The sequence below is a fragment of the Paraburkholderia sp. MM6662-R1 genome (genome assembly GCF_050436245.1).
Lineage (GTDB): Bacteria > Pseudomonadota > Gammaproteobacteria > Burkholderiales > Burkholderiaceae > Paraburkholderia > Paraburkholderia tuberum.
Genome location: NZ_JBNDLV010000001.1, coordinates 1,452,045 through 1,472,131, shown reverse-complemented (window position 1 = coordinate 1,472,131; position 20,087 = coordinate 1,452,045). Strand labels below are relative to the sequence as shown.

17 protein-coding genes and 2 pseudogenes are annotated in these 20,087 nt (G+C 63.7%); 6 read left to right on the top strand and 13 right to left on the bottom strand.

The window, feature by feature from the left end:
• Positions 1 to 19 precede the first annotated feature (19 nt).
• Together parC and OKW39_RS06975 are read left to right on the top strand one after the other, a co-directional pair.
• Positions 20 to 2,342, top strand: a pseudogene (gene parC, locus OKW39_RS06980) (DNA topoisomerase IV subunit A).
• Between the two features lie 289 nt (positions 2,343 to 2,631).
• Complete coding sequence (locus OKW39_RS06975) at positions 2,632 to 3,090, top strand: CopD family protein (RefSeq protein WP_429562326.1); 459 nt, start codon at positions 2,632 to 2,634, stop codon at positions 3,088 to 3,090.
• Between the two features lie 64 nt (positions 3,091 to 3,154).
• Here the strand turns inward: OKW39_RS06975 and OKW39_RS06970 are convergent, their stop codons facing one another.
• The 6 genes from OKW39_RS06970 to OKW39_RS06945 form a co-directional block, all read right to left on the bottom strand.
• Entirely contained in the window at positions 3,155 to 4,363 is a 1,209-nt protein-coding gene (locus OKW39_RS06970; protein ID WP_429562325.1) for a chromate transporter, read from the bottom strand.
• A gap of 38 nt (positions 4,364 to 4,401) precedes the next feature.
• On the bottom strand, positions 4,402 to 6,762 hold the full coding sequence (locus OKW39_RS06965) for a bifunctional diguanylate cyclase/phosphodiesterase (protein WP_090803602.1): 2,361 nt from the start codon (positions 6,760 to 6,762) through the stop codon (positions 4,402 to 4,404).
• A 472-nt stretch (positions 6,763 to 7,234) separates the two neighbouring features.
• A complete protein-coding gene (locus OKW39_RS06960) occupies positions 7,235 to 8,134 on the bottom strand; it encodes a PhzF family phenazine biosynthesis protein (protein ID WP_429562324.1) in 900 nt (299 codons plus the stop codon).
• 195 nt (positions 8,135 to 8,329) lie between these two features.
• The gene (locus OKW39_RS06955; RefSeq protein WP_090803605.1) at positions 8,330 to 8,794 is read right to left on the bottom strand and encodes a RidA family protein; all 465 of its coding nucleotides are present in this window, start codon (positions 8,792 to 8,794) and stop codon (positions 8,330 to 8,332) included.
• 103 nt (positions 8,795 to 8,897) lie between these two features.
• Entirely contained in the window at positions 8,898 to 10,094 is a 1,197-nt protein-coding gene (locus tag OKW39_RS06950) for a PLP-dependent aminotransferase family protein (RefSeq protein ID WP_090803607.1), read from the bottom strand.
• A gap of 115 nt (positions 10,095 to 10,209) precedes the next feature.
• Positions 10,210 to 10,902, bottom strand: coding sequence for a VOC family protein (locus OKW39_RS06945; protein ID WP_429563466.1), 693 nt, complete (start codon positions 10,900 to 10,902; stop codon positions 10,210 to 10,212).
• 231 nt (positions 10,903 to 11,133) lie between these two features.
• On the opposite strand from OKW39_RS06945, the gene OKW39_RS06940 reads away from it, so the two are divergent.
• The 4 genes from OKW39_RS06940 to OKW39_RS06925 all read left to right on the top strand — a co-directional run bounded on the left by OKW39_RS06940 (position 11,134) and on the right by OKW39_RS06925 (position 16,021).
• Positions 11,134 to 12,591 (top strand): PLP-dependent aminotransferase family protein, encoded by a 1,458-nt coding sequence (locus tag OKW39_RS06940; protein WP_184059480.1) that lies wholly within the window; start codon positions 11,134 to 11,136, stop codon positions 12,589 to 12,591.
• A 135-nt stretch (positions 12,592 to 12,726) separates the two neighbouring features.
• Positions 12,727 to 14,625 (top strand): molecular chaperone HtpG, encoded by a 1,899-nt coding sequence (gene htpG, locus OKW39_RS06935; RefSeq protein ID WP_429562323.1) that lies wholly within the window; start codon positions 12,727 to 12,729, stop codon positions 14,623 to 14,625.
• Positions 14,626 to 14,813: 188 nt separating this feature from the next.
• Positions 14,814 to 15,530 (top strand): chorismate--pyruvate lyase family protein, encoded by a 717-nt coding sequence (locus OKW39_RS06930; RefSeq protein ID WP_429562322.1) that lies wholly within the window; start codon positions 14,814 to 14,816, stop codon positions 15,528 to 15,530.
• Entirely contained in the window at positions 15,530 to 16,021 is a 492-nt protein-coding gene (locus OKW39_RS06925; protein WP_429562321.1) for a DNA-deoxyinosine glycosylase, read from the top strand. The genes OKW39_RS06930 and OKW39_RS06925 overlap by 1 nt, the downstream gene beginning before the upstream one ends.
• A gap of 25 nt (positions 16,022 to 16,046) precedes the next feature.
• Here OKW39_RS06925 and OKW39_RS06920 read toward each other — a convergent pair whose 3' ends face one another.
• The 7 genes and pseudogenes from OKW39_RS06920 to OKW39_RS06890 form a co-directional block, all read right to left on the bottom strand.
• On the bottom strand, positions 16,047 to 16,541 hold the full coding sequence (locus OKW39_RS06920) for a GNAT family N-acetyltransferase (protein ID WP_429562320.1): 495 nt from the start codon (positions 16,539 to 16,541) through the stop codon (positions 16,047 to 16,049).
• Positions 16,532 to 16,933, bottom strand: a complete 402-nt coding sequence (locus OKW39_RS06915) for a cupin domain-containing protein (protein WP_184009588.1) — start codon at positions 16,931 to 16,933, stop codon at positions 16,532 to 16,534. Before OKW39_RS06915 ends, OKW39_RS06920 begins: the two co-directional genes overlap by 10 nt.
• A gap of 81 nt (positions 16,934 to 17,014) precedes the next feature.
• On the bottom strand, positions 17,015 to 17,842 hold the full coding sequence (locus tag OKW39_RS06910; protein WP_429562319.1) for an AraC family transcriptional regulator: 828 nt from the start codon (positions 17,840 to 17,842) through the stop codon (positions 17,015 to 17,017).
• 142 nt (positions 17,843 to 17,984) lie between these two features.
• Entirely contained in the window at positions 17,985 to 18,161 is a 177-nt protein-coding gene (locus OKW39_RS06905) for a contact-dependent growth inhibition system immunity protein (protein WP_429562318.1), read from the bottom strand.
• 216 nt (positions 18,162 to 18,377) lie between these two features.
• Entirely contained in the window at positions 18,378 to 18,671 is a 294-nt protein-coding gene (locus OKW39_RS06900; RefSeq protein WP_429356823.1) for a contact-dependent growth inhibition system immunity protein, read from the bottom strand.
• A gap of 9 nt (positions 18,672 to 18,680) precedes the next feature.
• Positions 18,681 to 19,514, bottom strand: a complete 834-nt coding sequence (locus OKW39_RS06895) for an RNase A-like domain-containing protein (protein WP_429562317.1) — start codon at positions 19,512 to 19,514, stop codon at positions 18,681 to 18,683.
• 105 nt (positions 19,515 to 19,619) lie between these two features.
• Positions 19,620 to 20,051 (bottom strand): annotated as a pseudogene (locus OKW39_RS06890) (SIR2 family NAD-dependent protein deacylase); the annotation flags it as partial.
• Positions 20,052 to 20,087: the final 36 nt, after the last annotated feature.

Below are 20,087 nucleotides of genomic sequence, written 5' to 3'. Positions count from 1 at the left end.
ACACGGACACGGAATCTAGATGGACGACGATAACACTCTCGACCTTTTCAACGAGCCGCCGTCGGACAGCGACGTGCTGACGCTCGGCAACTACGCGGAGCGCGCGTACCTCGAGTATGCGGTCAGCGTGGTCAAGGGCCGCGCGCTGCCCGATGTTTGCGATGGGCAAAAGCCGGTGCAGCGCCGCATCCTGTTCGCGATGAACGAGATGGGCCTCGGCGACAACGCGAAGCCGGTCAAATCGGCGCGGGTGGTCGGCGACGTGCTCGGTAAGTATCACCCGCACGGCGACCAGTCCGCGTACGACGCACTCGTGCGTCTGGCGCAAGACTTTTCGATGCGCTATCCGCTGATCGACGGCCAGGGCAACTTCGGCTCGCGCGACGGCGATGGCGCGGCGGCGATGCGTTACACCGAAGCGCGCCTGACGCCGATCGCAAAGCTGCTGCTCGCCGAAATCGATCAGGGCACGGTCGACTTCATGCCGAACTACGACGGCTCGTTCGAAGAGCCGAAGGTGCTGCCAGCGCGTCTGCCGTTCGTGCTGCTCAATGGCGCATCGGGCATCGCTGTCGGCCTCGCGACGGAAATTCCGTCGCACAACCTGCGCGAAGTCGCAGGAGCGGCGGTCGCGCTGATCCGCAATCCGAAGCTCTCGCATGCGGAGCTGATGCAGCATGTGCCCGGTCCGGACTTCCCCGGCGGCGGCCAGATCATTTCGAGCGAGGCGGAAATCGCCACCGCGTACGAAACCGGCCGCGGCAGCCTGAAGGTGCGCGCGCGCTGGAAGATCGAGGATCTCGCGCGTGGCCAGTGGCAACTCGTGATCACCGAACTGCCGCCGAATACGGCCGCGCAGAAGGTGCTCGAAGAAATCGAAGAACAGACCAACCCGAAAATCAAGCTTGGCAAGAAGACGCTGACGCCCGAGCAGTTGCAGACGCGGCAGACGCTGCTCGGGCTCGTCGACGCGGTGCGCGACGAATCGGGCAAGGACGCGCCGGTGCGTCTCGTGTTCGAGCCGAAGTCGAGCCGCATCGATCAGACCGACTTCGTCAACACGCTGCTCGCGCATACGAGCCTCGAATCGAACGCGCCGCTGAACATGGTGATGGGTCGGCGGCGATGGCCGGCCGCGTCAGAAGGGCTTGAGCGAAATCCTGCACGAGTGGATCGCATTCCGTTTCGCGACGGTGACGCGCCGCACGCGGCATCGTCTGTCGAAGGTCGACGACCGCATCCATATTCTCGAAGGCCGGATGATCGTCTTCCTGAATATCGACGAAGTCATCCGCATCATTCGCGAATCGGACGAGCCGAAGGTCGCGCTGATGGCCGCGTTCGGTCTCACGGATCGCCAGGCCGAGGACATCCTCGAAATCCGGCTGCGTCAGTTGGCGCGCCTCGAGAAGATCAAGATCGAGAAGGAACTGGCCGAGCTGCGCGACGAGAAGGCCAGGCTCGAAGAGCTGCTCGGCAGCGAACCGGCGATGAAGCGCCTGCTGATCAAGGAAATCGAAGCCGACGCGAAACAGTATGGCGACGAGCGCCGCACGCTGATCCAGCAGGAAAAGCGCGCGACGTTCGAAGCGCGCGTGGTCGACGAGCCGGTCACCGTCGTGGTGTCGCAAAAGGGCTGGGTGCGCGCGCTGAAGGGCCACGGGCTCGATACGGCCGGCTTCAGCTTCAAGGCCGGCGACGGCCTCTACGCGGCGTTCCAATGCCGCACGCCCGATACGCTGATCGCGTGGGGTAGCAACGGGCGCGTCTATTCGGTCGCGGTGGCTCAACTGCCGGGCGGACGCGGCGACGGCGTGCCGGTCACGTCGCTGATCGAGCTCGAATCGGGCAGTCATTTGATGCACTACTACGCGGCGTCGGCGGAACAGGCGCTGATGCTCGCGTCGAGCAACGGCTTCGGCTTCATCGCGAAGCTCGGCGATATGGTGAGCCGCGTGAAGGCCGGCAAGTCGTTCATGACGATCGACGCCGGCGCCGCGCCGCTCGCGCCGATGCCGATGCTGCCGGACGCGGCGCAGGTCGCGTGTCTGTCGTCGGGCGGACGTCTGCTCGTGTTCGGCCTCGACGAGATGAAGACGCTGTCGGGCGGCGGCCGTGGCGTCACGCTGATGGCGCTCGACGACAACGAAACGCTCGTGCAGGCGCTCGCGATCAATCAAGCAGGCGTGATGCTGATCGGCACGCGTCGTGGCGGCCGCGTCGACGAGGAGAAGCTGGCCGGCGCCGAGCTTGCGGCGCATGTCGGCAAGCGTGCGCGCAAGGGACGCGCGCCCGCCAGCAAGCTGAAGCTCGACGGCATGCGTCCGGTGCTGCCGGCTTAATGGAGTCGATTTAACGAAGTTTGACGCTCTAAAACCGTGAGCGCCTGCTAGCATGCGGGGCGCTCGCGGTCTGTCGCAGCAAAGTCCGTCGCGCGAAGGGCGTGGAAGCAAACGGGGCGCGGCGGCGTCGCGGCCAGATGAACGGGCCGCGATCACAACGACAAAACACGACGCAATAGACGTCGATACCCGGAACTGCCTGCATCACGTATGGTCGAACGCGCTCAGTTGGTGCTGAGCGGGATTGCGTGTCCTAAACGGTGTGGCGTCGTCGGGAGAGGAAAACTACATGAACAAGGCTATCGAAGTCGCGCTTTTTCTGCATCTGCTCGGGGTGGCGGTGTGGGTCGGCGGTATGGTGTTCGCGCATTTCTGCCTGCGCCCTGCGCTCGGCGATCTGTCGCCGCAACTGCGCCTGCCGCTGTGGGAGTCGGTATTTGGGCGCTTCTTCAACTGGGTCGGGGTGTCGGTGCTCGTGATCCTGATCAGCGGCGGCTTCCTGCTGATGCAATTCGGCGGCGCTCATGCTAGCTGGCCGCTGCATGCGATGACCGGTCTCGGCATCGTGATGATGCTGATCTTCGGGCATATCCGCTTCGCCGTATATCCGCGCATTCGCCGCGCGGTGCAGGCGCAGAAGTGGCCCGATGGCGCGCTGGCGGTCGGCACGGTCCGCCGTCTCGTGCTGATCAATCTCGTGCTGGGCGTCGTGACGATCGGCTTCGCTGTGCTGTCGCGCGGGTTCTGATCGCCGGACCGCCGGACCGCCGGATCGCCAACGGCGCAGCAGGCTTCGTGCGGCCCGCGACGCATCACGTCGTGGCGCCGTACGCGAGCCACAAACCGCACGCCACCGCCACCGTTCCATACACGGCATACACCGGCACCTTCAGCTTCGCGAAGCACATCGCGGAGAACGTCGAGGTCAGCAGATAGATCGGCTCCAGCGGTACGTGCACGGCAATGCGCAGTACCGCGACCGCGAGAAACGCGGTCGTGACCGCGCGCAGAATCCTCATGCCGTGCTCGAAGCGCGGGTTCACCTTCAACTGATGCAGATGCCGCTGCGCGAGCACGACGAGGCAGCCTGACGGCACGAATAGCGCGAGCGTCGCGATCAGCGCGCCGAGCCAGCCATCGACGAGATAACCGAAGAACGGAACCACGTTCAGCAGGGGTCCCGGGGACAACGGCGACAGCGTAAACGCGAGCGTGAAGTCGTTATCGGACACGCCGACCGCCGGCGTGACGAACAGCGTCTTCAGCACCGGCAACGCCGAGAAGCCACCGCCGAACAGCGTCATGCCGGCGCCAGCGAGGCGCGGCCACAGCAGCGCGAGGTCATAGCGATGCGGCAGCGGCAGCGCAAACAGCACGAGCAGCACGCCGAGCGCGGCCAGTAGCCGATAGTCGCCGCGCTGGAGCGACACGGCGAGTCGCGAGTCGCGCTCCCGACTCGCGAACCAGCCGGCGCCGAAGGCCGCGCCGAGCATCACCACATACGCCGCGGCGCCGTGCGCATAGAGCAGCGCGATGCTGCCGAGCAGCGCCGCCGTCCATTCGAGCTTGCCCCGCACGAGCGCGCGGGTTTGCTTGTACCAGGTGAGCGCGATCAGCGTCGCGAGCACGACGCTGAAGTGATGCAGCAGGGTTTGCGACGTGATCGTGTGCATGATGGGCGTGCGATAGAAGATCGCGAACAGCGTCATCAGCGTGAAGAAGGGCAGTACGCTCGCCACCCCGGCGACCCATGCGCCCGCGCGTCCGCGCAGCGCGTGCCCGAGCTGCACGGCGACGTTGCAGCCGACGGGTCCCGGCACCATCCACGCGAGCGCGATCAGGTCCGAGAACGCCACGCGCGAGAGCCGCCCCTCGCGTTCCACGTAATGATGCTCGAGCTGCGCCATCAACGCGAGACCGCCCCAGGACAGCGCCGACAGGCCGCACACGACCCGGAACAGCGTCCATAGCGGTTCCCGTTGCCCGCGGCGGGCAGCCTCATCGCTCGTGATGGTCTGCATCGGCGCTGCGCGGGCCCCGCCGTGCGGGTGCCCGTCCTTTAATTGTTGCTGGATAGGCTGCTTGCGCTGTGGGCTTCGTGCGCGACGCGGCGGCCGCCGACGCTGTTCATGCCGCATACCCCGAAGCGCTCGAGCAGTGCCGGGATCGCCTCCACTGGCACTGGCCGCGAGAACAGGAAGCCCTGTGCCTCGATATGGCCGAGCGCGGCCAGCCACGCAATCTGCTCTTCGGTCTCCGTGCCTTCGACCACCACCGTGAGCCCGAGCGAGCGCGCGAGGTTGACGATCGCGGTGACCATTACGCAGACGCTGCGGTCGCCCGGAATCGCCTGGACGAACGAGCGGTCCACCTTCAGCGTATCGACGGCAAAGCGGTTGAGATAGGACAGCGAAGAGTAGCCGGTGCCGAAATCGTCGAGCGCGATGCGTACGCCGAGACGCTTCAGCGCGAAGATTTTTTCGGAGACCACTTCCGGAAATTCCATCATCGTCGTTTCGGTGATTTCGAGTTCGAGGCGACGGGCGGAGATGCCGGTTTCCTCGATCGCGCGCGAGACCGTTTCGAACAGGTCGCCGCGCCAGAACTGCACCGCCGAAATGTTCACCGCGAGCGATAGCGTGTCGTAGCCCTGCTGCTGCCATTGCGCGAGCTGACGGCATGCGGTCTCGATCACGAAGTCGCCGATCGGCACGATCAGGCCGGTCGACTCGGCCACGGGGATGAACTCGTTGGCCGGGATCAGTCCGTGCTGCGGATGGTTCCAGCGCACGAGCGCTTCGAAGCCGGTGATGCAGCGGCGCTTCAGATCGATCTTCGGCTGATAGGCGAGGAACAGTTGCCCCTCGGCCAGCGCGACGCGCAACTGCTGCTCCCACTTCATCAGATGGTCGGCGCGGTGCGACAGATGCGGCGAATAGAACTGGTAGCAGTTCTTGCCGGCGTCCTTCGCGCTGTACATCGCGAGGTCGGCTTTCTTCAGCAGGTCGATCTCGCTTTCGTTGGCGACCGAGTACAGCGCGATGCCGATGCTCGCATGTAGCACGAACGCGCTGCCGCGCACCTCGAACGGTTTCGAGAACGCTTCGCCGGCGGCTTCGGCGAGCGCGACCGCGCGCTTTTCGACATCGTCGCCCTTGATCACGACGACGAACTCGTCCCCGCCGATGCGGCTCAGCGCGCCGTCGTCGCCGACCGCGGTGGCGAGGCGCGAGGCTGTCATCTGCAGCACGATGTCGCCGGCGTTGTGGCCGAGCGTGTCGTTGACGGTCTTGAAGTTGTCGAGGTCGATAAAAAGAATCGCGAGGCGACCCAGGTTGAACGGCTGCGCGACGTCATGGCGCAGCGCCTGCAGCGTCGCGTAGCGATTGCGCAGGCCGGTCAACAGATCGTATTCGACGAGTTGCGTCATCTCGCGCTCGCGGCCTAGCAGTTTGCCTATCAGGCCGGTCGCGACCGCGAAGAAGCTGAGCATCGCGAGCGAGATGAAGCCCGCCATCAACAGATAGACGTTGCGCGTGTGGTTGTAATCGGCGAATTCTTCGCCCTGCGAAAGACCGACGAGCACGCCGAGCGGATAGCCGTCGATGTGCCGGTACGACACGATGCGCGTGACGTTGTCGATCGAATCGACGTAGGTGCCCGACACATGCTCCGAGGTCGGATACGTGCCGCTCGCGGTGAACGTGCTGCTCGTCCTGCTGGCGTTGCCGGTGCGGCGCGCGAGCACGGTGCCGCTGTCCGAGATCACCGCGATCACGCCTTCGCGGCCGATCGCCGCGTTGTTGTAGAAGTCCGACGTAAAGTAGCTCGGGTCTTCGGAGACCACGATGACGCCCGCGAACGAGCCGTCCGGATGATTGAGACGCCGCGTCATCTGCAGCGTCCAGTGACCCGACACGCGGCCGAGCACGGGCTTGCTGATGTACAGCTGGTCGTCGTTTTCGTGCTCGTGGACCTTGAAGTGCTCGCGGTCCGACAAGTCGATGTGAGCGGGGTTGAGTTCGGCCGTATTGGCGATCAGTCTGCCGTGCTCGTCGATTATCGACACCTGCACGAGCGTTTCGCTTTGCACGACGCCTTTTTCGACCGTGCTCGCGAGATCGAAATGATTGGGCGTCTTTTCGAACTCGTACTTGACGAAGCGCGTGATCTGATCGACCTGGTGAATCGCCTTGATGGTGTGCTGCTCGAGCGCCGCGGAAAGTATTGCGGAAGACGCCATCGCTTCGCGGTACGTCGCGTCCCTTTCTACCGACAGCCGCGCGAAGATCACGGTCCACAGCAGGATCAGTACGAGTACCCCGAGGGCGGGAATGACGAGCAATGCGCGCCGGCGCGTGACCAATGGATCGCGTCGCGGCCTGGCTTCGCGCGGCTCCGAGAAGCGGGACTGAGTCATCGCGCGGGCCTTGGCTGGGTGCGGGCCGCTTGCAAACGCATGGGCATCGACTGCGCGAAATAGATGGATGGCTGCATGGTGACCAAGATGCCAAAGCTGCTGCGCAGGATGAGAGGGCGTGGCGCCGCGCCGGACCGTCCGCAGGTCATCGGATACGGTTCGATATTACTGAATGCCACTGGATTAAGGAAGCTTCCGGGCATGGGGTATACGCTCGCGCGGCGAGCGCCTGGATGCGGCTGTTCACCTGGCCTGCATCGCCGGTCTTATGACGCGACCGGTCCGGGATTTGTCGAAGACTTCGTCGGCAACGGTGCCTGCCACTCGGCAGTTTCTGGCAGGGCTTTTGCAATCCGGCCACGATGAATTCGGAGAACCAGGTATGGCGACGCCATCGCGCTGCGGCTTTTTGTGGTGTGAAGCGGCGGCATGTGGCGTGTCGCCGTGGCGTGCGCGCGAAGCCGCAGCTCGCTTACGCGAGCCGGCACGTGCCGTCGACGATCGTCACCGAAGGCCCGCCGATCCAGATCTTGCCGCGCGCATCGTCGTAGTGGACCGACACGTGGCCCGCGCGCCCGAGCGCGGTGCCCTGACGCGCCGTGTAGCGTGCAGGGGGACGACGGTGCTGCAGGTTCAGCAGACCCGCGAGCGCGGCATTGGCGCTGCCCGTCACCGGGTCTTCGCCGACACCGAAGCCGCCGCCCGCCATCAGGCAACGGACCTCGAACGTCGCGGGGCCGTCGGCGTCGTGTGGTCCATACACGGCGACGCCGTGCGTGTCGACCGAATGCGCGAGCTCGGCGAGCGCCGCCGCGTCGGGTTCGAGCGCGAGGCAGGCGCGTGCCGAATCGACCCGCACCACGAGCCACGGCGCACCGTTGTCGACCGCGCATGGCGGCGCGCTGAAGTCGATCGCCTGACTACGTAAAGCCGTAGACAGCGCTTCGTAACGATGCTCGGCGAGCGGTGTCACGCGCGCGGGCGGCGCGGCGAACGCCCATGCGCCGTGCATGTTGTCGCCGCCGTCGAGCGCTTCGAGTTCGACGAGACCCACGCCGCATTGCTGGATCAGCTTGCCGGCCTGCTTCGGCTGGTAGCCGCTTTCGCGTAAAGCATGCGCGGTGCCCAAGGTCGGATGACCCGCGAACGGCAACTCGCCCCCCGGCGTGAAGATGCGCACGCGATAGTCGGCGGCCGCGTCGGTCGGCTTTAGCAGAAACGTGGTTTCGGACAGATTGGTCCAGCGCGCAATGGCCTGCATTTGCGCGGTATCGAGCGCGTCGGCATCGAACACGACGGCAAGCGGATTGCCCTTGAACGGTGTCGACGTAAACACGTCGACCTGTTTGAAACGAACGGTGTGAGCGGACATCGACAGGCCCCGGTGCAATGGACATTGAGGGAGTTCGCGGATTCTATCCGCCTGCGCGGCGGCGATCCACCGTCGCCATAAAACAGAAACGCGCCGCCGGTGCGTGACACCGGTCGGCGCGTTTCAATCGCAATGCGGCGTGAATCAGGTGCCGATCTCGCGCGACACCGCACGCATTGTCACATCGCGTCGATGCTATTGGACCTCGGCGATCAGCTCGATCTCCACGCACGCGCCGAGCGGAATCTGCGCGACGCCGAACGCCGAGCGCGCGTGCTTGCCGCGTTCGCCGAACACGTCGGCGATCAGTTCGGACGCACCGTTGGTGACCAGATGCTGCTCGGTGAACTCGAGCGTCGAGTTGACGAGGCTCATCAGCTTGACGACGCGCGTGACGCGGTTCAGGTCGCCGACGTGCGCATGCAAGGTGGCGAGCAGATCGATCGCGATCGAGCGCGCGGCGGCCTTGCCTTCCTCGGTGGAGAGCGTCGCGCCGAGCTTGCCGACCCACACCTTGCCGTCCTTCTTGGCGATGTGGCCCGACAGGTACACCGTGTTGCCGCTTTGCGCGCTCATCACATAGGCCGCTGCCGGCGCACCCGCCGCCGGCAATTCGATGCCGAGTTCCTTGAGCTTGTCGTACACATTCGATTGAGCCATGTCGTTTCCTCGTTTCGGTGAGATTGCATGAATGCAGGCGGGGCGAAGTCCGCACGCAACGCGCGTGCAAGCTTCACCCCGATGGCAGTGCGGCTAACGCCGTTCAGATTTTCGCGCGCACGAGTGCGGCGAGACGCGCCACGCCTTCGTCGATTTTAGCCGGTGGCACCGTGACGAACGACAGACGCAGCGTGTTGTGCTGCGCCTCGCTCGCGAAGAACGGAGCGCCCGGCACGAACGCGACGTTCTGCGCGACCGCTTCCTCGAGCAGCTTCATCGTGTCGATGCCCGCCGGCAGATTGACCCAGATGAACATGCCGCCTTCCGGACGGTTCCAGCTGACGCCTTCGGGCATATAGCGTTCGAGCGCGGTGAGCATCGCGTCGCACTGGTTGCGATACAGCTCGCGGATCGTCGGCACGTGCGTGTCGAGAAAGCCGTCCTTGACCACCTCGTGCACGATGCGCTGCGTGAAGCTCGGCGTGTGCAGGTCGGTGGCCTGCTTGGCCTGCACGAGTTTGAAGATCAGCTCCTCGGGCGCGATGATGAAACCGACGCGCAGACCCGGCGCGAGCACCTTCGAGAACGAGCCGAGATAGACGATGTGATCGGGCGCCATCGACAACATCGTCGGCAGCGGTTCGCCCGCGTAGTCGAGCGCGCCGTAGGGATCGTCCTCGATCACCGGGAACGGCGCGGTCTTCGCGAACTCGGCGAGCGCGCGGCGGCGTTCGACCGGCAGACGGCGGCCCGTCGGATTCTGGAAATTCGGCTGCGCGTACAGCAGACGCGCGCCATTGGTCAGTTCCGGCTTCAGGCCCTCGGGGATCAGGCCCTGCTCGTCGGTTGGCACCTGCACGTAGTGCGGCTCGTACATCGAGAACGATTGCAGCGCGCCGAGGTAGGTCGGCGTTTCGACCAGCACGGGGCTATCGACGCAGATCAGCACCTTGCCGAGCAGGTCGAGCGCCTGTTGCGAGCCGGTCGTGATCAGCACCTGCGACGCACGGATCTGCGCGCCGTTGATCGAGTAGCGCTGCGCGACCCATTCGCGCAGCGGCAGATAACCTTCGGTCGCGCTGTACTGCAGCGCCGCGGCGGGCGTGTCGCGCAGGATGCGGTCGGACGCCTCGCGCATGCGCTCGGCCGGGAAGGTGGCAGGCGAGGGCAGGCCGCCGGCGAAGGAGATGACTTCGGGCCGTTCCGTGACCTTCAGGATCTCGCGGATCGCGGAGCTCGTGAGCTTGCGCGCGCGTTCGGACAATTGCCACGTCGGGGCTTTCAGGTCGCTTTGGTCCATGATCTCCTCTGGTATTTCTGGAACCGGTCAAAATTTCAATTATCGCGCGACTGGCCAACCATTGCCGCTGGGGTGCCACCGGGGTTGCCACGGGGGTTGCCCAATCACGCGCTGTTTATCCGAGGGTTCGAGAACCCTCGGGTGTTTCGAATTCGGCGACGAGCGCCGCCGCGCCGTCGGTCGGCTGTACGTCGAGCAGGTGCGCGGCGCCGAGCCAGCGCAGTTGCTCGCCAATCAGCTCTGGCCGCGGATGCACGGCTTTCAACGCTTTCAGCGCGAGGTTCGTCGGCGCCAGCGACTGCGACGGATGCCGCGTCGAGTCCCACTGGATCAGCGAGGGCAGCACGCCGTCGCCGGCGCCTTGCCACGCGGGGAACGACCCGTCGTCGGGCACCGTCAGGCCCCACGTGAAATCGCCCCGCGTCATCGGCACGACCGGCGCGATGCGGTGCGGATACTGCGCTTGCCACGTCGCCAGATGCTTCGGCCGTTCGACGCGCGCGACCCAATGCGACAGATACGGCCCGTTTTCAAGTCGCGCCTGCGTCGCCGGGTCGTCGAGCGCGAACAGGCGCGGGCGCGGCGCGGTGCCATCGGTTGCCTCGGCCGCGGCGTGCGGATCGATGGCGATCACTTCCAGGTAGACCCCGCCCCACAGGCCGAGCAGGCGATTGTGGGTCCGCATCAGCGGATGCGCGCCGCCGCCGGCCGGCGCGACGCCGAGCGTATCGGCGACGTACTGGACGCCTTCGTCCAAGGTGCGCGCGGAGACGACGAGGTGATCGAGACTGAGCGATTGGGCTGTCAGGGTGGTCATGGCGGATCGACGGAAAACGCTGTTCTGTGCAAGGGCCAGTTGCGCGCCACGCTTGTGGGCAGCGCTGCCGGGGCCGTAAGCATAACCGTTTGCCGGATCGGCGGGCCATACGTATGGATTTACATGGTGTCACCAGCCGCGCTGGATTCAAATGTAACGGCCGTGACCTGCACAGTAACGGTACAATCGGCGCGATACTGTTCGGTACAGTTGGAGTCCGTCATGTCCGTCCCGCTTACCCAGATTCCCGCCCCGCACGACACCGCGTCGTTGACGCTGGTCGAACAGCTCGTCCAATGGGCGCGGCGCCGCATCGAGGAGCGCGTGTTCCGCCCCGGCATGCGCATGCCGTCGATCCGCAAGCTCGCGCTCGACAAGGGCGTGTCGCGCTTCACGGTGGTCGAAGCGTACGAGCGGCTCGTCGCGCAGGGTTTTCTGGAGTCGCGGCGCGGCTCCGGCTTCTATGTGCGCGAGCGCCAGGGCGGCGCGGCGACGGTCTCCGAGCTGCACCCGCGCGCCGAGACGCTGCCGGCGCCGGCCAATATCGACGTCGTCTGGCTGCTGCGCAACATGCTGCACACCGGCGCGCGGCCCGAGCGCAGCCCGGGCCTCGGCTATCTGCCGGCCCGCTGGCTCGACGGCGACCTGATCACCAACGCGCTGCGCACGCTCGGCCGGCAAAGCGGCATGCAGATGCTCGGCATCGGCACCGCGCAAGGTTTCCTGCCGCTGCGTCAGCAGTTGCAGACGCGGCTCGAGGAGTTGGAGATCGGCGCGTCGCCCGAGCAGATCGTGATGGTGTCGGGCGTCACCCAGGCGATCGACCTCATTTCGCGCATCTACGTGAAGCCGGGTGATGCGGTGATCGTCGGCGATCCGGCGTGGTTCCAGATGTTCGGCTGCTTCGCGTCGCAGGGCGCGCGGCTCGTCGGCATGCCGTACACACCGGACGGCCCCGATCTCGACGCGCTCGAAGCGCTGGTCCAGGAATGGCGGCCCAAAATGCTGGTGATCAACTCGGTGCTGCAGAACCCGACCGGCACCTCGCTGAGCGCCGCGCAGGCGTTCCGCATCCTGCGGCTTGCCGAGGCGTACGACTTCATCGTCGTGGAGGACGACATCTACGGCGACCTGTGCCCGCCCAGCTACGCGGGTACGCGGCTCGCGAGCCTCGATCAGCTAAAGCGCGTGATCTACCTCGGCAGTTTCTCGAAGACGCTTGCGCCGAATCTGCGCGTCGGTTTCATCGCATGCGCGGCAGAGGTCGCGATGGTGGTCGCCAATCAGAAGATGCTGGTCGGCATGACGAGCCCGGAGTTGAACGAGCGCGTGATCTACAAGATCCTGACCGAGGGCCACTACCGGCGGCACGTCGAGCGCATTCGCGCACGGCTCGACGGCGTGCGCGAGAAGGCCGTGCGGATGATCGAGAAGACCGGCATGAAGCTGTTTCTGACGCCGACGGCCGGGATGTTCCTGTGGGCCGACACCGGCGTCGACGCAGGCGCGCTCGCCGCGGCCGGGCACGAAGCCGGCTATCTGCTGACGCCGGGCGGGCTGTTTTCGCCGCAGCAGTCGCCGAGCACGTGGATGCGCTTCAACATCGCCAATTGCGGCGATCCTGAATTACCGGCGTTCCTAAGCCGTTATCTCGACGGCGTCGCGCGCCGGGCCTCTTGAAACCGCGCCGGAGCGTCCCCATTTGCGCGGACGATCCGGCGGTCCGGCGCTCCGGCACGGCGAGCCCGAACCGCGGTTGGAATCCGCTTCGGCCGCCGCTCATCCCCCAATTCGCAACAGAGAGGAAGTCCGACCATGGCACAAGAAACCATGAGCTTTCAGGCAGAAGTGAAGCAACTTCTGCAACTGATGATCCATTCGCTGTACAGCAACAAGGAAATCTTTCTGCGCGAGCTGATTTCGAACGCGTCCGACGCGGCCGACAAGCTGCGCTTCGAGGCGATCGAAAACAGCGCGCTGTACGAGAACGATCCGAACCTGCAGATTCGGGTGTCGTTCGACAAGGCCGCGCGCACCATCACGATCGACGACAACGGCATCGGCATGAGCCGCGACGAGACGATCGCGCACCTCGGCACGATCGCGCGTTCGGGCACTAGGGAATTCTTCGGCAAGCTGTCGGGCGACCAGCAGAAGGACGCGGCGCTGATCGGCCAGTTTGGCGTGGGCTTCTACTCGGGCTTCATCGTCGCGGACAAGATCACCGTCGAGACGCGCCGCGCCGGTTTGCCGGCCTCGGAAGGCGTGCGCTGGGAAAGCGCGGGCGAAGGCGATTTCGCGGTCGAGACGATCGAGCGCGCCGCGCGCGGCACGACCATCACGCTGCATCTGCGTGCCGATGAGGACGAACTGCTGTCGTCGTATCGGCTGAAGTCGATCATCCAGAAGTACTCGGACCACGTCGCGCTGCCGATCCTGATGAAGAAGGAAGAGTGGGACGCGGAAAAGAGCGAGATGGTCACGAAGGACGAGGACGAGACCGTCAACCAGGCGAGCGCGCTGTGGACCCGTTCGAAGAACGACATCACCGACGAGCAATACAAGCAGTTCTACCAGCACATCTCGCACGATCATCAAGATCCGCTGACGTGGACGCATAACCGCGTCGAAGGCCGCAGCGAGTACACGCAACTGCTGTACGTGCCGGCGCACGCGCCGTTCGATCTGTGGAACCGCGAGCAGCGCGGCGGACTGAAGCTGTACGTGAAGCGCGTGTTCATCATGGACGACGCCGAGCAACTGCTGCCCACGTACCTGCGCTTCGTGAAGGGTGTGGTCGATTCGGCCGATCTGCCGCTCAACGTGTCGCGCGAAATCCTGCAGGAAAGCCGCGACGTGAAGGCGATCCGCGAAGGCGTGACCAAGCGCGCGCTGTCGATGCTGGAAGAACTGGCCAACGCGGACAACGACGCCGATAAGGAAAAGTACGCCGGCTTCTGGAAGGAGTTCGGCCAGGTGCTGAAGGAAGGCATCGGCGAGGACTTCGCCAATCGCGAGCGCGTCGCGAAGCTCGTGCGCTTTGCGACGACGCATACGGGCACGGCCGAGCAGACCGTGTCGCTGGCCGACTACGTCGCTCGCATGAAGCCCGAGCAGACGAAGATCTACTACGTGACCGCCGACACGTGGCAGGCCGCGTCGAACAGCCCGCATCTCGAAGTGTTCCGCAAGAAGGGCGTCGAAGTGCTGTTGCTGACCGATCGCGTCGATGAATGGATGCTGTCGTTCCTCAACGAATTCGACGGCAAGCCGCTGCAAAGCGTCGCGCGCGGCGACCTCGATCTCGGCGCGCTGAACGACGAGGAAAAAGTGGCGCAGGAGAAGATCGGCGAAGCGTTCAAGCCGCTCGTCGAGAAGATGAAGGAAGCGTTGAAGGACAAGGCGAAGGACGTGCGTCTGACGTTCCGCCTGACCGACTCGCCGTCGTGCCTCGTTGCCGACGACGGCGAAATGAGCGGCTACCTGCAGCGCATGCTGAAGGCCGCGGGCCAGCAGGCGCCAGAGTTCCATCCAATTCTCGAAGTGAATCCGGAGCACGCCCTCGTGAAGGGTCTGCATGCCGATAGCGCGAATTTCGATGACTGGTGCCATCTGCTGTTCGATCAGGCACTGCTCGCCGAAGGCGGCGCGCTGGAAGATCCGGCGAGCTTCGTGAAGCGGACCAATGCGTTGCTGCTGTCGCGCGCGGGTTGAGCGTGAGCCGAAAGCGTTGATGTCGTTGCTGGATTGACGCCCGGTAGTTGAGAAATGCGCTGCTTCGGCAGCGCATTTTTTTTGCCTTCTGGTTTGCGTCGGCTCCCCTGCCTGAAGGAGCGCGCACGATCGCCGCGGTCGTCGCCGCGAAAAATTACCGTCGGAGCACGCCGCTATAATCCGACACCATGCCTATCCGTTTCGATCCCGCCGATGCCCATTGGCGCGTCGCGCCTTTGGCCACTTTCAGCGCCGCCCAGAAAGACTGGCTGACCCGCGGCGGTTCACTGACCGCGCACCTGCGCGCGCTCGGCGCGGTCGCGGTGCGCGTGACTCGCGAAGCCGTCGCGCTGCCGTGGCCCGACGAAGCCGCCGCGCTCGGACTCGCGCCGCGCGCACCGGTGTGGGTGCGCGAAGTGGTGCTGTCGGTCGATGGCGTGCCGTTCGTCGCCGCGCATAGCGTGACGCCGCGTGCCGCGAGCGTCGGCGTCTGGCAGGCGACGCGCCGGCTGCGCACCCGGCCGCTCGCGGAGTTGCTGTATAGCGATAGCAGCGTCGCGCGTTCGTCGCTGGTGAGCCGCAGGGTGGGGCAGCGGCATCCGTTGTATCGGTTGGCCGCGCATGAAATCGACGGCGGCGATCGGCATGCGCCGCATGCGCTGGTGGCGCGTCGCTCGGTGTTCGAGCGGCATGGCGCGCCTTTGATGGTGACCGAATGCATGTTGCCGGCACTGTGGGAGCATTTGCGTGCGTTGGACGCGGCCGCTCGCGCGCACGCTGCCGCGTCGGGCACCGGCGCGGCGCATATCGGGCACGCGCGGGTGCGCGAGCACGGTCGTCCGCTCGATCACACCGCGTCGCGTGCGCACAGCGTGCCGCGTAGCGCCGACGAGCGGAGCCGCTGATGTCGTTCAAGCGTTGCTTTGCGCCTGTCGTCGACGCCGATACGCGGGTCTTGATCCTCGGTAGCTTGCCGGGCGAGGTGTCGTTGGCTCACGGCCAATACTACGCACACCCGCAGAACAAATTCTGGTTACTGGTCGGTGAAGCGATAGAACGGGATCTGGTTGGTATGGCCTATTCGACACGTCTTGAGACGTTGCTCGAACACCATATCGGACTATGGGATGTCGTTGCCGAGGCTCGTCGAGCAGGAAGCCTGGATAGCCGGATTCGCGACCATGCCAGCAACGATCTGATTGCTCTGATCGATACGCTGCCGAAACTGGCTACCATCGCCTTCAACGGGGGGACGGCGGCCAAAATCGGGCTGAAAGCGTTGGGCGAGCGGGGAGTGCAATATCGGCTTGTCCGTTTGCCATCGAGCAGTCCCGCCCATGCCTCGGTTTCATACGCTCAAAAGCTGGACATATGGCGACGGCTAACCTGGGTCTGATCGACCGACAGGATGCCATTCGCGGTCATAGATCGAGCGCAAGAAACCGTGTGCCTTCGACTGGATTCTCGTAGTAGGGCGCGGTTTCGACGAACCCTAACCGCTCGTAGATGCGCTGTGCAAAACGGGTTTGCGGAACCGTGTCGAGAACCAGCGTCGAGAATCCCAATGTCTTCGCTTTCCCGATCACCGATGTGACCAGCGTTTCGCCAAGCGACAACCCTCTGAATGCTTCACGAACATAGAGCCGTTTGATTTCCGCAGTCTCTGCCGTATGGCGCAGCAGCCCCGCGCAACCGGCGAGCTCGCCGCCGGCGTCGGCGACGAAGAACTTGCCGGATGGCAGCGTATAAACGTGTTCGAACTCCTCCATTTCTGCATCGAATCCACGGTACGACAGATCCATATCCAGCCAGCGGACATACTCGCGGATCACGGCGACGAGGTTGTGCGTGTCGGCGGGGAAAACGGCTTCGCGAACGATCGGCCGCGGCGTTTGCATGGCGGCTCTCAGATCCATACGTCGTTTTCGGCCGTTCTTTCGTTGGTCGTATCGCCGGTATTGACGACGCCGCGCGGTTCGATGAGCAGCAGCTTCACCTCGGACTCGGCATACGGCTTGTGCTCGACTCCCTTTGGTACCACCGCCATTTCTCCGGGAAACAGTTCGATCGAGCGGTCGCGGAAGTCGATGCGCAACCGGCCTGCGAGGACGATGAACGTCTCGTCGGTATCGGCATGCCGATGCCAGACGAAATCGCCGGCTATCTTTACGACCTTGAACTGATAGTCATTCATTTCAGCCACGACGCGCGGCTGCCAGTGGTCGTCGATCTGACTGATCTTGTCGAGCAGGTTGATGGTCTTGTATTGGCCGCGTTGCTCGGGTGTCGGCTGGGAATCGCTGTGCATGGTGGCTCCATTCGGGTGATACCTGGAACAGAGCATAGTCCCGCCGCCGGCGAGTGTCTTGAACGATCGTGCAAGCTTGCGTTAGCCGGCGCGCCGATCGCTCGTCATCGCGAGCCAACGTGCGGGCGGGATTCCGTATGCGTGGCGAAAATATCGGGTCATGTGGCTCTGGTCGGCGAAGCCGGCTGCGGCCGCCGCGTCCACGAGGGAAACGCCGCGCAGCATCATCGCGCGCGCGGCTTCGAGCCGGCGCATGACCAGGTAGTGATAGGGGCTGGTGCCATAAAAAGTTCGGAAATCGCGCGACAGGCTCCAGCGGTCCTGCCCGCTGACGACGGCAAGTTCATCGAGCGTGACGGTGTGCGTGCACGATGCGTGCAGATATTCGCGTGCTCGCTGCGCTGCCGCGAAATCCGCGGACTTGCGCGTCTGCCGCGCGCCCGAGGCGTTATCCAGCGCGAGCGCGAGACCGGCGAGCGCGTCGTCACGTTCGAGCGGCTCCGCGTCGCCACGCATCTGGCGCAGCGCTGTCTGCGTGGCTTCGAACAGGCGCGGATCGGTCGTGACGCCGCCTTCGACGAACGGCAGGGGGCGGCCGCCGAGGACTTCCTGGATTGCAGCGGGTTGCACGTAAATCATCTGATAACGAAATCCCTCGTTCGTGCCGGCCTGACCGTCGTGCACTTCGTCGGGATGCAGGACCATCGTCTGTCCAGGTAGGCTGGTGCGCAAACCGCGCCTGTAGTGGAAGCATTGGACGCCGGCGAGGGTCAGGCCGATCGCGTAGGTGTCGTGCCGATGCATGGAGTACGCGTTGCCGTGGAAAAACGCTTCGATGCGTTCGACTCCGTGGGTGGATTCCGAACGGGAAATCCAGTCGGATTGGGCTTTCCGGGTATCGCCGTCCATCACACGCTCCGGCTTGGTTTGGCAGATCTGCGGGAACAACGATATCGGAGGATTGTACCGGTGCGAATGTTCGCACGCTTGGCATGCACGATGGCGCGACTGACGTCAGTCTCTCGTCGCGGGTCCGGTCCTGAGCAATTGCCTACTCACTCAGTAATCGTTTTACTTCATCAAGGAAGGAAGCCGTCGTGTAGCCCCACAAAACAGGATCGAACTGGCGGCCAAACCGCTCCTTGAACTCTGAGTCCAACGTCTCTGGATAGTCGGCTTTGAATGAATCTATGTCAGACATAAGCGCGTCAATGTCAGTCGTTGACATTTTCGCGGTATAGGAAGAAACGAGTTCTTCTACTGAGTTTCCGAAAGGTCAAAATCTTCGTGGAAACGAGAGCGAATCAACCCCGTCAGATTGCCATATTCCTCACCGTCAACCATACGATAAGCCTTCACTCCCTGTCTGCGTGTTGGGGGGCGCGTGCGTGAAAATGCCCGCGACAATGGCGGGCCTTCTTTATAGTCTGTCCCGAGCAATTGCCTACTCATTCAGTAGCCGCTTCAATTCGTCAAGGAAGGAAGCAGTGGTGTAACCCCACAACTCCGGGCCGAACTGGGAGCCATACGCCTCTTCGAATGCATCGTCCAGATTGCTAAAGTTCTCTCTCTCGAAGTTTTCAATTTCAACAAGTATGTTCCTTAAACTCTCTTGTGAACTATCTCTTCTGTAGCAACCTATGATCACTTTGATGGTGTTACCCCAGTACGAAAAATCCTCGTTAAGGTACACACCAAAGAGCTGGTTTAGTTCGGGGTACAGCGGATTTTCATTCATAACTGCGTCTCATAAGTCGATGAACGCCGTCAGGACGTAATAGGGCATTCCATTGTATATCTCCCGCTTAAGTACCACCAAAACCTTGTTTCCTTTCGCAAATTGTCCTGTCTTCCTGACAACCCCGTAACCCACGTCCCCAGATATGTGCCTTGTTAAACGCAACGGAGCACTCGTCGTAGACTGAGACCAGGATCTGATGCGGGTAGTTTCGCCCATCATCACTTCCGAAATGGCTTTCTCGGCAGTCTTCTGGTCTTTAAATGATGTCGCCGCTTTTATCCGCGGCTCATCTTTCAGTCTTTGTCGCAACCAGGCCTCATCTTTTCCCACATGCTTGAAAAGTGTATGCCCGCCAACCCCGCGAAGCGTCTTCGCTTCATGCATGTTCAGGTTGATCTCGCCCATCGTGATACGCGCAGCCCGCACCGCCTTGATTGACCCGGCAAAGCTGAACGGCACGACCATGTCAAGTGACAGGCCGATATTGTTGGCTATGTCAGCACTTGCCTTCATTGCCTCGGCCAGCTTCGTCGTGCCCTGCTGGGTCAATGTGGCCGTATCCTGGCCCGTCCAGACCTGACGCAAACCAGCCGCCGCCGTACCAGAACCATGTACGCCGAACACGACACACCCTGCCTTGGTGAGCATGGTCGGTTCCGGGATCACACACAACGCACTTGCGCCGACCATTTCCAGCACGCCACCGACGATTTGCAACCCGCCCCATAGCCGGTTGGAAAGCATTTCGGTCTGGGTGATTGACTGCCTTGCCAGTACCGCCGCCATTTGCGGCGCGCTGAGCACCACGCGCACGCCGTCCGCATCCTGTTGATACGACATTCCGAACTTCTCCGTAGCTGTCGGGACTGCCACGCTAGCAGGCGACAACAGGGAGAGGAATGGGCGACGGATGAAAATTCGGGTTCTGATTTATTCAGGCGTACTGCAGGACTGTCCGCATTGCAGGAAATGGATCGATCCGTGGCATTCGAACAGGCGATCGTCGGCGAAGCCGGCCTTCTGGAACTGGCCATCGACATTGCTGGTGAATACGAACCCGCCGCTTCTTTTCGCCGATGCCCAGCGGCGCAAGCTCTCGAAACCCGCGTGCGGGACGGCGCGCCGGTCCAGGTTGAGCCGATGGCCGTAGAAACCCCATGCGCGGACCGGATCACGCAGGAAGGCTGTTCCATTGGCAATATCATGGAAATTGATTCCGCCGGTCTTCAACGCCGGATAAGCCGCCCAGAATCCGTGATCGCCTCGAAAGTCGGGTAGTCCGGAATCGACGCCCATGCCTGCGCCTGCCGTGATCAGAATGCCGTCGGCTTCGCGTATCCAGTCAGCCGCGATCATCATTTGCTCTGCCGTGTCCATGCGTGCTCCCGTTGTTCACATTCCGAATTCTCCTGG